This window comes from Bradyrhizobium sp. AUGA SZCCT0283 (genome assembly GCF_018130385.1).
Classification (GTDB): Bacteria; Pseudomonadota; Alphaproteobacteria; order Rhizobiales; family Xanthobacteraceae; genus Bradyrhizobium.
In genome coordinates, this window is record NZ_JAFCLU010000018.1 from 130,238 (window position 1) to 143,201 (window position 12,964).

Here is a 12,964-nt window from a genome sequence, read left to right on the forward strand (position 1 = left end):
CATATGTCCTTTGATCCCGACGACGCAGCGCTCTACCCTCCGGTCTTTTCAATCATCATCCCGCTCGAATTTCACCGCGGCCAATGGGAGCATTGCTGGAAAGGCTGGAACGACCAGACCATCGCCCGATCGATGTACGAAACGATACTTGTCGTTCCGCCTGGTTTCCAGCAGCGGGACCTGCTGAAGGAATTTTCCGCTGACCGCGTGGAATTTTCCGAACACTCGCACGACATCGGCTTGTGCCACGCGGGTGCGGCAAAGGCGCAGGCAAAATATCTGATCTTTACGGAAGCGCACTGCCGGCCGGAGCCGGATGTACTCGAGAAGTGCCTGCAAGCCATTCACGACAATCCCGATTGGGCGGGGTTTTCCTGTCGCTCCGTGCCCATTACCCATAATCGACTGTCAAGAGCCGAAGCCGCGATGTACATGGCCGACATTGAATACGCCATGCACGATCATCCCTGGCGAAGAATCCTCGACCAGTGTTTCGTAACAAAGCGCGACGCCTACGAGAATTGCGCCGGCTTTCGGCCCGAGCTCGGACATTTCGCAGAATGGGTGCTTGCCGCCAGTTACTTTCGGTGCGGCTACAAGCTCGGTTACTTTCCGGAAGCACGATTCCATCACTATTACACGGGTTCGCTTGCTGAGCTACGCGAGTTCACCCTCGACTTCGTCGCCGGCGAGATTCGCTATTTCAGTGAACTACCCGCTACGCCCGACGGCCTTTTGGAGCCACCGCTCGAATGGATGTGCCAGGGAAACTTCGATCGCGGTACGGCACGATCAATCCTGGAAATCGCCGTGAAATCTCTTTGGCCGCCGCCCCGACGCTTCGCGCGTCATTTTCAACATTCCATCGGCAAGATTGCACGCTGGATCGTTCCGGCGATTTTTGGCGATCAGGTAGCCCGCGGTATCGCCAAGGCCCATGTCGTGTGGGCGCAGACAGGCCTGCTGCTCGCCCGTGCGGTCGGTTCGGAGAGTATGCTAAACACGCGATTCAAGGATTACATCGCAGCCCTCATCGCGGCTCAAAGACTTGCTGTCATCGGCAAACTGCGCCGGGCCGGACGAGAGCGACAAGACATTGAACAAGACATTGAAGACGTTGTTGAGGCGAGCCCTGACGTCTTTGCGCCGGGCCACACGGGTTTCTATCCAATCGAACAATACCAGGGGCATCAGTTTCGGTGGAGCGATACGGCGGCCGCAATGCTGATTTCGGTATCCGCTGGCACGCGCCAAATCCGGATCAACTGCCTTCCAGTCCGCGATCTCACAAGTCCGATCTGCGACCTCCGGTTCTATCTGGATGGCGCGTGCATTCCGCCCCGCCAACTGAGGACGGAAAAGCAGCGCGTCAGCATCGATCTCAACGCTGCCACACCGAGAGTCCTCACGCTGGGCTGGACATGCGTACCACTGCGTGCACCTGCAGATTCCCGCAGGTTGGGGCTGGCCATCAAGGGCCTCGAACTGGCCTGAGGGTCCCGGGCTATTTTCCGGGCCAGGACGGTTTGCGTTTCTCGCCGAAGGCTTTCAGTCCTTCCTTGGCGTCTTCCGTCATCGCCAGCAACGCGATCTGGCTTTCGGTATAGGCGATGCTTTCGTCGAACGACATCGAGGCGATCGCCCGCATGGCATATTTACCGCGCCGGATCGCGGTCGGCGACTTGTCGACGATGCGGCTGACCAGCCAGTCGACCTTGGCGTCCAGTTCGGCCGAAGGCACCACGTAGTTCAAAAGCCCGGCAGCCTGCGCCGTGTGCGCGTCGAACGGCTCGCCGGTCAGCGACCATTCGCGGACCAGCCGCTTAGGTCCGATCGACTGCAACAAGGCGGTGCTGTCCCAATTAGACGGACAGCACCTAATTCACGTTGGGAACGGATTGCGACCGTTGCACGAACTTTCCTCAGCAACCGAGGATGCGCCTATTTCGACTTGATTGTTGCAGCTTCTTCGGCGCGCTTCTTTTGCCACGCGTCGTATTCCGGCGTTCCCGGCCGGGGCGGCACGTCCTTCGGCATCCCCCCTAGCCACGTTGGTACACTGTCCGCAACCGCACCGCTAACAGCCGGTCGTGGATCGGTGGCGCACGCTGACAGCACTACGCAAGCCGTGGCGGCTAACAGGAACCCGGTAACGCTCAATTTCATGGTCGTTACTACCCGCTCCATCTGTCTAGCTAGAGCATGCTGGGTACTGTCCGTCTAGCCCCAGTGTCCTAAGGATGGGGGCCAGTTTGATTATGGCAATAGTTACGGGGTGGAAAACGGGCCGGTCCGGGTGCATATTTGTTAGATGTACAAGCTCTCGGATTCGGCCCCTCTTTACGCGCTCATAATCCTTTTCGGGGGAAGCGCAGCCCTGCTCATCCTGTTGTACGTTGGCGTTCGATTATTGCTCGGGTGATCGGCTCGGTCGAAGATGCGGCTTCATTGATCCGCTCCAGCTTCGGACGCTTCACTAGCAATGACGAGATCGAGTTCGCACTGCAGCCCATTGGGTAGGCACTCGCCGAATCGGAATCGATCAGAACGGCATAGTGTCTCCCCGTTCGACCTTGGTCGTGATGTTCTTTCCAATTCTGTCATCGTGAATTGTGGAGAAGAGATTCGCCGAAGAGCAAAAAGCGCTCTCGGGGGTTAGACAGGCTCGTTCAATTGTCCGGCACATTGCAAAGGCTCGCATCCCAAAGCTAAGGTCGGCCGGATATAGGCCGCCACCCTCACAATGTTATCGCCTCAAGGGCATATGAAGCCAAATACCGGGAAAGGTCTTTAGCTGAGGGCGCGCATTCGTTTCAATGATTGCGAAAGCTCAGTCTAGGCCGGGATATTCGATTTCTTCGGTCATCGAGGCCCGGCGCTGGAGGACCATTGGCTTCAAGATACCGTACTTACCGGTCTCGGGACGAACGCGATCCTTTGCCCTGCGCAGGCTGACCCTTCCGACGCGCTTTCGCAAAGGCCCGATCAGTAGCCATGAACCGAGCCAACACGGCGCAACGAGTTTTGACGGATCCGAAATCGACTGTCCTGTTTCATGGGCAAGCACTTCGGGATAGGCGACGAGATCGCAATGGACGTGTGCCGGTAGCTCCACGGAAGGTTTGACAGCCTCGTCATCAGCGATCGTTCCGAGCTTCAACTTAGCCATGTTTCTTTCACGTCCTGTACGGTTCAAGCACGAGGTCGCGATTGACGATTACCCGCACCGGAAAACCTAGCCGGATTGTCAGGGTCGGCTGAATATTGAGATTGCGCCGAACGACCTGTTGACCGGTTTGGTTCAGGGAATCCCCTATCCCACGTCGAAGTCCCTGGATGATGGCGCTGTTATCGTTGCCGGGGTCGAAACCAGAGCCGAGCTCGGCTCCGATACCAAGTAGTGTCGACAGTAGCACCGCCTTGAACAGTTCACCCCAGTGCTGATCGACCTCATCTTGAAGCCCAGCATACCCCCCGGTATCGGCACCCGGCTGACGCTCCAGGACAATCGATCGGCCGTTCGGCATGATCAACCGTGTCCAGACCAGAAGGATGCGCGACTGTCCATGGCTAACGTGGCTGTCGTAGATTCCAATCAGCCGCGCCCCTTGGGGCACCAGCAGCGAGCGGCCGGTCGGCGTATCGTACACGTTTTCGGTCACCTGCGCGGTGATCTGCCCTGGCAGATCAGAGCGGAGACCCGTGATGAGGGCGGCGGGAATCACGGACCCGGCCTGCACCATGTAACGCGAAGCCGGCTTAGTCACGCGATCGGGACTCGTGGTCCGGCGATCTATCGAGGCATTGACGAAGGCGAGCTTGCGATCCTGTCCGTTCTGAGCGTAGGCCTCATCGGACGATGGCACAGCATTCGGGGTGGTCTCGGCGGGAGTGGCTGCCGCGGATGGTCGAACATTCGTTGATGCAAAGACCTTGCTGATGCGCGCGGCCTCGCTTTCCTGGCTCATGCGCTGTTGTTCAGGATCGATCGCGAGCGGTCCAGACTGAGCTTGAGCCGCAACGATGGGACGACCAAGGTCGCCGGGCAATGGCGGTCCGAGGCGAGGCACGTCGCGCGGAACGCCTGCATAGTCGCGCGGCAGTCCGGCCAGGCCATCAGCTACATTGTGATGATCTGTGCTGTAGAGTTCTTCTAATGCAGGCACTCGTGTTCGATTGTTCTGCAGCGCCCAGAGGGCGGCTGCGGAGACCAGAAGGAGCGCCAATGCTGTTCCGCTCGCCAAAACCTTGCGCGACAGGCGTGTAACAGGCGGACGTTCTGGATTGAGCCGCAAAGAACGAGCAATTTCCTCAGACGTCTTCGGCGTGGTCGAATGAGGGCTACCGGCATTATCCGTTTCGGTGCCGGTCATTGAGACCTCCCGTCGGTTCTAATGATCCGGACCCTTTGCTGGTTGTCGCCACCAAGTCGAAGCTCCGCCGCGGCAAACAGCCGATCGACGATCAGCACGTTACGATAGGTTCGGTAATTGACGATTTCGGGCTTGCCATCCGGGCCGATGACGAACAGCGGCGGCATCTCGCCCTGAACGATTCCAGGAGAGAATTCGACATAGACCTTGCGCCCATCGTCATAGGCACCGACCGGCCGCCAGGGCGGATTATCGCCGTCGATGACATAGCGATAGCGCCGCTGAGACCGCTCGGGAAGAATTGGCGTTGGCGAAACGGTCTGGGCGCGCGCCATCCGATCCTCGGGATAGAACCAGGCGACCGAAGGCATATAGGGTTTCTCACGCGATCGCAGTTCGATCAGATAAGTACGCCGGTCGGTGTTGACTACGAGATTGGTCTCGATTGAGGGCCGCGTCGGCTTGACCATGATATGGACGCGTCGGGTGTCGCCACTTCCGCTTTCGGTATCGCCGACCACCCAGCGCACGGTGTCGCCGGCCGACACCGGACCTGAACCCGTGAGCTGCTCACCGGGCTCGAGCGCGATATCGGTAATCTGTCCGGGGGCAGCGTAAATTTGATAGAGGGCCCCGGGACTAAACGGAAATACCTGCACGGCGTTGAAGTAGCCCTCTTTTCGGGGCTCGACGCGCGCGGCATCATTCGCCGTCTCGATCCGGGCAACGGGCTCTTCAGCTTCCCTTACCCCTTTCTTGCCTCCCCTGGCAGGCGTCCAGGATGGCGGAACGTGCAGTGACCGTGGACGATCATCCGCCAATGATGGTAAACTGGGAAGTGGCGGAATATCGGCGTCGTAGCTGATCTGCGGCGGCTTGAAGGTGGTACAGCCGCTGAGCGTAACCATGCAAGCAAGCAGCACGGGTCGCGCGATCTTGCCCATACGCGGGCTGGCAATTTTGGTAATCGGCCCGTTCACTGCCCGACCTCCTTCGACCAGTTGATGGCATTGACATATATCCCGAGCGGATTCTTGCGCAGACGATCGGCATCGCGCGGGGTTTCGATCACGATGGTGAGGATGGCAGTCCAGCGCTCGGTGGCGGCAAGCTGACCGTTGTCATAGCGGCGCTCGATCCAGGCGACGCGAAAGCTCTCCGGCGAGGCGCGGATGACGCTCGATATTTCGACCGCAATCTGCACCTTGCCGAGCTTGGCAAAGGGATCGTTGACGCGAGCGTGATCATTGAGGGCCGCGGCACCGCGGTCCGTTGTAAAGTCATAGGCACGCAGCCAGTCCTGACGCAGCACGATGGCGTCGGCCGGAAGCCCGCGCACGTCTTCGATAAAGCGTGCCAAATGGAAGGCGATCTGCGGATCGGTCGGCTGATAGAAGGGATTGGCTGGGCTGACGCTCTGCGCCTGGCCGAGACGATCGACCTCAACGACCCAGGGCGTAACGGTGCCATGGGTCGACTGCCAGACAAGACCGGATGCGAGCCCCGCCGACAGGATCAGCGAACCAAAGGCCATCAGCCGCCAGTTCCTCGCCTGCACGCGCGCCGAACCGATGCGGTCGTCCCAAACTTGGGCCGCTTTCTGATAGGGCGTCACGGGCGTAGGCGTCCGGCCATAGTGAACCGATGGTCGTTTGAACATCACTGCTTTCCTTCGGAGAGATCGACAGAGGCGCCTCCTCCATTCTGATCGGCAGAGCGGACGGTGTTGGTGGTGGCGGAGGCCCCATGACGCATGGTCTGCATGCGCTTCATGCGACTGGCCCATCTGGATTGAGTATCCGCGGATGAGGAGCTTGCAGGAGCCTGGGCTGTGCCGGCTTCACCGACCGCAGCGCCTCCGGTTGATGCCGAGCTGCTACCAGCACTTGCCGCGGCGCGACGAAGCGGGCTCGTCATGGCGGATACGCCAGCATCCGTGACGCCGGACAAGCCGCTCGCCCGAAACGCACCGCTCGCACTGCCCGCGAGCGTCGCAGTTCCACGTGCGGCTCCCGCGAGTGCACCGGCGCTGCCTGCAGCAAGACCCGCTCCGGCCACCACAGCTCCGCCGGCAGCGAGCCCCGTGCCAACGGCGGCTCCGGCGCCAAGCTGTGGGCCGCCGGACACGATGCCGTTGGCGATGCCGGGCCCAAAGATTCCCAGACCCAGTAGCGCCAATGCTGCAAGCACCAGCGCCATGGCATCTTCAATGCCGATCTGTGCACCGCTAGAACCGGCGATAAACTGGGAAAACAGCGTCGAGCCGATGCCGACGATCACGGCGAGCACCATGACCTTGACGCCTGACGAGATCACGTTGCCGAGCACGCGTTCGGCGGCGAAGGCCGTCTTGCCGAACAGCCCAAAGGGAATCAGAACGAAGCCAGCGAGCGTTGTCAGCTTGAATTCAATCAGGGTGACAAAGAGCTGGATAGCCAAAATGAAGAAGGCGAGCAGCACGATCACCCAGGCAAACAGCAGCACCACGATCTGGATGAAATTCTCAAAGAAGCTGACATAGCCCATCAGTCCAGAGATCGATTCCAGGATCGGTCGCCCCGCATCGATACCGACCTGGGCGATCCGCCCCGGGCGCAGGAATTCAGCCGAGGACAGGCCCGTGCCGGATGCCTTGAGGCCGAGACCGGCAAAGCTCTCGAAAACGATGCGAGCGAGATTATTCCAGTTGCCGATCAGGTAAGCGAAGACGCCAACGAACAGCGTTTTGTTCACGAGGCGAGCGATGATGTCTTCATCGGTACCCCAGGCCCAGAACAGAGCGGCCAGTGTGACATCGATCGCGGCGAGCGTCGTCGCGAGGAAGGCGACTTCGTTACCAAGCAACCCAAAGCCAGAGTCGATATAGCGGGTAAACGTTTCCAGAAATCGGTCAATGACGCCGGTGCCACCCATGGGATCACTCGCGTTCTGGTGTTGCAACGGGCGGCCAGCCCTGGGGACGACGACCGGGATTCTTCGGCTGCGCCAACACCGGTGTCGGGCTGCCTGGTTGAGCATCGACCGAAGAAACGGCTGGTGTTTTTGATCCCAGGAAGCGCCGGCGGTTCTCCGCCCAAATCAGACGGCACGCCTGCAGTTCTGCCACCTGATCGGAGGTGACCTTCCGACAGCGTTCGAGTTTGGCGCCAAGCGGATTAGTTGCCCGGGATGCCGACGATTGCGCTGGTGGACCGTCACTGTCGCCCCGGAGCTGGATTGTGCAGGCTGCGGCAAACAGCACGGGAACGGCAACTGCCGTGGTCACAAACATCCCCCGCTTGAATCCGCCGCGTCCGCTCATTGGTGAAACATCCGAACTATCGAAGGCTGATAGCCTCGACCGGATGAGAGAAAGCGACGAAGTTGCTCCCTGCCCTGGTCCTGGGCGACGGTACGCTGGGCAATTTCGAGATTTTGCGCCCGTCCCTGCGCGGCAACCGCTGCCGTAAGATCTGCGAGCTGCTGCGCCTGCAAACCAAGAAGCTGATTCCCGGCCTGACTGGCCTGCAGCGCGCCAGTCGCGCCCTGGCTTGAGCTGATCTCTTTGCGGTGGGTGTCGAGGTTGCCGACCACGGTCGCCTGAACGCGCAAGGCATCCTGCAAGCCCGCCACAGAATTCTGCCAGCGCGTTTGCGCATTCGAGATTAGGGCTTGGTCTGACTCGTTCGTCGAGGCCGGCGCATAGGTCGTCGAGAACGCTCGATCGATCTGCTTGATATCGTAGGCAATGCGCTGGGCCTGGGCGAGCAGCTGTTGGGTTCGCTGGATCGATTGCTCGAGCTGCTGCAGCGAGGAATACGGCAGGCTGGCGAGATTTTTGGCCTGGTTGATCAACATCTGCGTCTGATTCTGCAGCGAGGTGATCTGGTTGTTGATCTGCTGCAGCTCACGCGCGGCCGTAAGCACGTTCTGCGCATAGTTGTTGGGATCGAACACGATCAGTTGGGCGGATATCGGCGAAGCGGCACCTGCGATCGCAATGGCGAGCGCACTCACCGCCAAGAGGTGACGGCGACGCATCATGACAAACCTTCCTGTTTGATGAGACCGGGAATGAGATCGGCGGCCCAGCCCAACCCACGCACAGCGAGCCATCCGGTCACAAAACCGTCGCGGCCATGCTCGGCCAGCACACGTTCGATCATTGCCTGATCGGACTTTGATGAAGCCGCAGTGAAGGCGAGCGAAAATTCCTCAAGACCCAGCTCGAACAGGCGATTGCCGCGCCGTGACTGGCAATAGTAGTCGCGTTTGGGGGTAGCGCGCGCCAGGATCTCGATCTGCCGGTCGTTGAGACCGAAGCGCCGATAGATAGCCGTGATCTGTGGCTCGATCGCCCGCTCGTTCGGAAGGAACAGCCGCGTCGGGCAGCTCTCGATGATGGCAGGTGCAATCGCGGAGCCATCGATATCCGAGAGCGACTGGGTGGCGAAGACGACGGAGGCATTCTTCTTGCGCAGTGTCTTCAGCCATTCGCGGATCTGGCCGGCAAACCCTTCGTCATCGAGCGCGAGCCAACCTTCGTCGATGATGAGCAGCGTCGGCCTCCCGTCGAGCTGCCCCTCAATCCGATGAAAGAGATAGGATAGGACCGCCGGCGCGGCGCCGGTGCCGATCAGCCCCTCGGTTTCGAACACCTGGACCGAACTTGTTCCAAGCCGTTCGGTCTCGGCATCGAGCAAGCGCCCAAAGGGGCCGCCGAGGCAGTAGGGTTGCAGCGCCCTTTTGAGGCTCTGGGACTGCAGCAGCACGGACAGGCCAGTCAACGTACGTTCGCCAATAGGCGCCGAAGCCAACGACAACAGCGCCGACCAAAGATGCTCCTTGGCTTCAGGCGTCATATCGATCTTTTCGCGGGCGAGAATGGCTGCGATCCATTCCGCCGCCCAGCCACGCTCAGCCGCATCGTCGATCATGGCAAGCGGCTGCAAGGCTACCGGTTCGGAGGCACTGTCGGACAGGGCACCGCCGAGATCGTGCCAATCGCCATTCATGGCAAGCGCCGCGGCCCGGATCGACCCGCCGAAGTCGAAGGCACAGACCTGGGAGGTAGGATAACGACGGAACTGCAGCGCCATCAACGCAAGCAGCACGGACTTACCCGCACCGGTCGGACCGACCACCAGCGTGTGCCCGACGTCCCCGACGTGAAGGGAGAATCGGAATGGTGTGGATCCTTCTGTCCGCGCGAGGAACAGCGGCGGCGCACTCAAATGCCCGTCCCTTACCGGCCCCGCCCAGACCGCGGACAACGGAATCATATGGGCAATGTTCAGGGTCGAGACCGGCGGCTGGCGGACGTTGGCATAGACGTGGCCGGGCAACGAGCCCAGCCAGGCCTCGACCGCGTTGACGGTCTCTACCATGGAGGTGAAGTCACGCCCCTGAATGACCTTCTCGACCAAGCGCAACCGTTCATCCGCGATGCGTGGATTCTCGTCCCAGACTGTGATCGTGGCGGTGACAAACGCCTCTCCAATAAGATCCGACCCGAGTTCCTGCAACGCGGCGTCAGCGTCGATGGCCTTGTTATTGGCATCGGTGTCGATCAAGGACGACGCTTCGTTGGTCATCACCTCCTTCAGGATTGCAGCAACGGATTTCCGCTTGGCAAACCACTGCCGCCTGATTCTGGTCAAAAGTTTCGTTGCGTCCGCCTTATCGAGCATGATCGCCCGGGTCGACCAGCGATAGGGAAACGCCAATCGATCGAGGTCGTCCAAGATTCCCGGCGTGGTCGCGCTTGGGAATCCGACAATCGTAAGCACGCGCAGATGTTGGTCGCCGAGCATCGGCTCGAGCCCACCGGTCAACGGCTGGTCGGCCAACAACGCGTCGAGGTACATGGGAATCTCGGGGACACGGACGCGGTGGCACTTGGTCGAGACGCAAGCGTGCAAATAGGTCAGGGTCTCGCCGTCATCGAGCCACCGGCACTCCGGCATGAACCCTTCGACCAGTTGCAGGACGCGGTCGGTCCGATCGACAACGCCGCGCAACGCTTCATGGGCGTCGGCAGCCTGCCCGCGCTCCCTTCCCTCATAGAGGAAGCGCTCGGCGCGGGCAGCATCCTCGGCCGGCGGCAGATACAGGAAGGTGAGGAAATAGGCCGATTCGTAGTGAGCGCCCTCCTCCTCGAATTGGGCTCGGCGTTCGGCATCGACCAAGGCCGAAGCGACATCCGGACAACTGCTCGGCGGATAGGCGTTAGACTGGTATCTCTGGGCTTCCACAAACACGGCCCAGCCTGAACCGAGACGACGAAGCGCATTGTTGAGACGGCCAGCAATCGCAACAAGCTCCGCCGGAACGGAGGAATCAAGATCGGGGCCCCGAAAGCGCGCGGTCCGCTGGAAAGATCCGTCCTTGTTGAGGACGATGCCTTCGTCGACGAGTGCGGCCCACGGCAGGAAATCCGCAAGGCGCGTGGTGGAACGGCGATATTCACTGAGATTCATCATTGCCTGCTCACACGTTCAGATGGGTGGGGATTCGCAAATGCCGCCTTGCGACCTCGACGAACAATGGATCGCGCTTCGCGGCCCAGACAGCGGCGGCATGGCCGATCGCCCAGAGCAGAAGACCGGCAATCCACAGCCTTAAGCCCAGGCCGAGCGCCGCTGCCACGGTGCCGTTGAGGATGGCAACCGCCCGCGGCGCGCCGCCGAGCAGGATCGGTTCGGTCAACGCGCGATGCACCGGCGCCGCGAAGCCGTCAACGGGTCCATCCATCAGATCAGGACTCCGCCACCGAACGAGAAAAATGCCAGGAAGAAGCTCGACGCCGCGAACGCGATCGACAATCCGAACACGATCTGGATCAGGCGCCGGAAACCGCCCGAAGTGTCGCCAAAGGCGAGCGTAAGACCGGTGACGATGATGATGATCACGGCCAGGATCTTGGCGACTGGCCCCTCGACCGATTGCAGGATCTGGCTGAGTGGCTGCTCCCACGGCATGTTGGAGCCGGCGGCGCGGGCGTTGGAACCAAATGCTAGAGCTATGACAGCCGCGGCAGCACTCAGTACCGCGCATTGCAACATGGCGCACTTCATGGTCGATCTCCTTCCAGCCGAATGAGGTAGTCGCCGTCGGGCTTCAGGCCCTCGACGCGCGCAAGTTCTGCCAGCCGCCGATCCACCCCGCGGCCAGAGAGAACGGCGATCACGTCGATGGTTTCCGCGATCAGCGCCCGCGGCACGGTGACGACGGCTTCCTGGACGAGCTGCTCGAGCCGGCGCAGTGCGCCAAGCGCCGTGCCGGCGTGAATGGTGCCGACGCCGCCGGGATGGCCGGTAGCCCAGGCCTTAAGGAGATCGAGCGCCTCGGCGCCACGTACCTCACCGATCGGAATCCGGTCGGGACGCAGCCGCAGCGAGGAGCGCACGAGGTCTGAAAGCGAGGCAACGCCGTCCTTGGTACGCAACGCCACGAGGTTCGGCGAACTGCATTGGAGTTCGCGTGTATCTTCGATCAGCACGACACGGTCGGTCGTTTTGGCGACTTCGGCCAGGAGTGCATTGGTCAGCGTGGTCTTGCCGGTCGAGGTACCCCCCGCCACAAGGATGTTGCGACGCTCTCGAACGGCCTGGCGGAGCGTCTCGGCTTGAACTTCCGCCATGATGCCGACGGCGACATAATCCTCGAGGGTAAAGACGGCGATCGCAGGTTTCCGGATCGCAAAGGCCGGCGCGGTCACCACGGGCGGCAGCAGCCCCTCGAACCGCTCCCCGGTTTCCGGCAATTCGGCCGATACAAGCGGACGCGCGGCGTGAACCTCGGCGCCAACGTGATGGGCAACGAGCCGCACGATGCGCTCGCCGTCGGCGGCGGCAAGGCGCTCGCCGGTATCCGCGAGGCCGCCCGAGAGCCGATCGACCCAGAGCCGACCGTCGGGATTGAGCATCACCTCGACGATGATGGGGTCTTCAAGCCAAGCCGCAATCGATGGTCCGAGCGCGGTGCGTAACATGCGCGCCCCACGCGATACCATCTCGGACTGGAAGGAATGAACTGCCACCATCGTCCCCAACACGCCGAGCGCAAACGGGCTCGACGACAGGGATCAGTAGAAAAAGCAGACCATGCGTCCGCGCAACATGATCGGATCGGGCGGCGTGTCGTGGCGTAGCAAAAGAAAGCGGCGGCGCAATCACTTTTGGAGAACGATTGGCGAAGCCTGGCCTGGCTCAATGTCGAGCGATATTTCCTGGGCAAGGGTCTGGCCTCTGGCCAGCCGGCGCCCGAGCGCCTCGACAAAACCTTCATATCGCTCCCGCCCCTTGGTCTGTGCCGCGGGTTGCGCCGTGTCGGGCAGCGGCGGCGTTGCCGTCAACCAGAAACGCACGAACAAGGCCAGCGCTTCATTCGAGATGGTGACGTGACGCTCGAGCCGCTCGACCTGCCGTGTTATCCGGTCAAGACGACGGCCGAGCGCGGCTTCCATCCGCTCGGAACTATCCGGCGACAGGAATGAGGCCAGCGCGGTTTCGACGATCAGCGCCTGGGGCACTCGCTTGCGGCTGGCATGATCGGCGAGCTTTCCCGCCAAGTCTGGAGGCAAGCGAAACGTATGTTTTGTTCGCATTATC

The 12,964-nt window shown here is 61.1% G+C and carries 13 protein-coding genes and 1 pseudogene; 1 reads left to right on the top strand and 13 read right to left on the bottom strand.

From position 1 onward, the window contains the following. The first annotated feature begins 3 nt into the window (after window positions 1–3). Complete coding sequence (locus tag JQ624_RS23805; RefSeq protein ID WP_212421345.1) at window positions 4–1,494, top strand: glycosyltransferase family 2 protein; 1,491 nt, start codon at window positions 4–6, stop codon at window positions 1,492–1,494. Window positions 1,495–1,504: 10 nt separating this feature from the next. Here the strand turns inward: JQ624_RS23805 and JQ624_RS23810 are convergent, their stop codons facing one another. The 13 genes and pseudogenes from JQ624_RS23810 to JQ624_RS23870 form a co-directional block, all read right to left on the bottom strand. Further along, entirely contained in the window at window positions 1,505–1,882 is a 378-nt protein-coding gene (locus JQ624_RS23810) for an enoyl-CoA hydratase-related protein (protein WP_312014484.1), read from the bottom strand. Window positions 1,883–2,909: 1,027 nt separating this feature from the next. After that, window positions 2,910–3,169: pseudogene (locus JQ624_RS23815) on the bottom strand (DUF2274 domain-containing protein). 7 nt (window positions 3,170–3,176) lie between these two features. Continuing rightward, the gene (locus JQ624_RS23820) at window positions 3,177–4,373 is read right to left on the bottom strand and encodes a TrbI/VirB10 family protein (RefSeq protein ID WP_212421346.1); all 1,197 of its coding nucleotides are present in this window, start codon (window positions 4,371–4,373) and stop codon (window positions 3,177–3,179) included. Then, the gene (gene trbG / locus JQ624_RS23825) at window positions 4,370–5,317 is read right to left on the bottom strand and encodes a P-type conjugative transfer protein TrbG (protein WP_212421347.1); all 948 of its coding nucleotides are present in this window, start codon (window positions 5,315–5,317) and stop codon (window positions 4,370–4,372) included. Before trbG ends, JQ624_RS23820 begins: the two co-directional genes overlap by 4 nt. Window positions 5,318–5,349: 32 nt before the next feature. Beyond that, the gene (trbF, locus tag JQ624_RS23830) at window positions 5,350–6,033 is read right to left on the bottom strand and encodes a conjugal transfer protein TrbF (RefSeq protein WP_212421348.1); all 684 of its coding nucleotides are present in this window, start codon (window positions 6,031–6,033) and stop codon (window positions 5,350–5,352) included. Next, window positions 6,033–7,286, bottom strand: coding sequence for a P-type conjugative transfer protein TrbL (gene trbL, locus JQ624_RS23835; RefSeq protein WP_212421349.1), 1,254 nt, complete (start codon window positions 7,284–7,286; stop codon window positions 6,033–6,035). Before trbL ends, trbF begins: the two co-directional genes overlap by 1 nt. A gap of 4 nt (window positions 7,287–7,290) precedes the next feature. Then, window positions 7,291–7,674 carry a putative entry exclusion protein TrbK-alt gene (gene trbK-alt, locus JQ624_RS23840; RefSeq protein WP_212421350.1) on the bottom strand — a complete coding sequence of 128 codons (384 nt, stop codon included), beginning with the start codon at window positions 7,672–7,674 and terminating at the stop codon, window positions 7,291–7,293. After that, window positions 7,671–8,396 carry a P-type conjugative transfer protein TrbJ gene (trbJ, locus tag JQ624_RS23845; protein WP_212421372.1) on the bottom strand — a complete coding sequence of 242 codons (726 nt, stop codon included), beginning with the start codon at window positions 8,394–8,396 and terminating at the stop codon, window positions 7,671–7,673. Before trbJ ends, trbK-alt begins: the two co-directional genes overlap by 4 nt. Further along, on the bottom strand, window positions 8,393–10,834 hold the full coding sequence (trbE, locus tag JQ624_RS23850) for a conjugal transfer protein TrbE (RefSeq protein WP_212421351.1): 2,442 nt from the start codon (window positions 10,832–10,834) through the stop codon (window positions 8,393–8,395). Before trbE ends, trbJ begins: the two co-directional genes overlap by 4 nt. A gap of 7 nt (window positions 10,835–10,841) precedes the next feature. Next, the gene (locus tag JQ624_RS23855; RefSeq protein WP_212421352.1) at window positions 10,842–11,105 is read right to left on the bottom strand and encodes a VirB3 family type IV secretion system protein; all 264 of its coding nucleotides are present in this window, start codon (window positions 11,103–11,105) and stop codon (window positions 10,842–10,844) included. Next, the gene (locus JQ624_RS23860; protein WP_212421373.1) at window positions 11,105–11,416 is read right to left on the bottom strand and encodes a TrbC/VirB2 family protein; all 312 of its coding nucleotides are present in this window, start codon (window positions 11,414–11,416) and stop codon (window positions 11,105–11,107) included. Before JQ624_RS23860 ends, JQ624_RS23855 begins: the two co-directional genes overlap by 1 nt. Before the next feature lie 8 nt (window positions 11,417–11,424). Beyond that, complete coding sequence (gene trbB, locus JQ624_RS23865) at window positions 11,425–12,396, bottom strand: P-type conjugative transfer ATPase TrbB (protein ID WP_212421353.1); 972 nt, start codon at window positions 12,394–12,396, stop codon at window positions 11,425–11,427. 129 nt (window positions 12,397–12,525) lie between these two features. Then, complete coding sequence (locus JQ624_RS23870) at window positions 12,526–12,960, bottom strand: CopG family transcriptional regulator (protein ID WP_212421354.1); 435 nt, start codon at window positions 12,958–12,960, stop codon at window positions 12,526–12,528. Window positions 12,961–12,964: the final 4 nt, after the last annotated feature.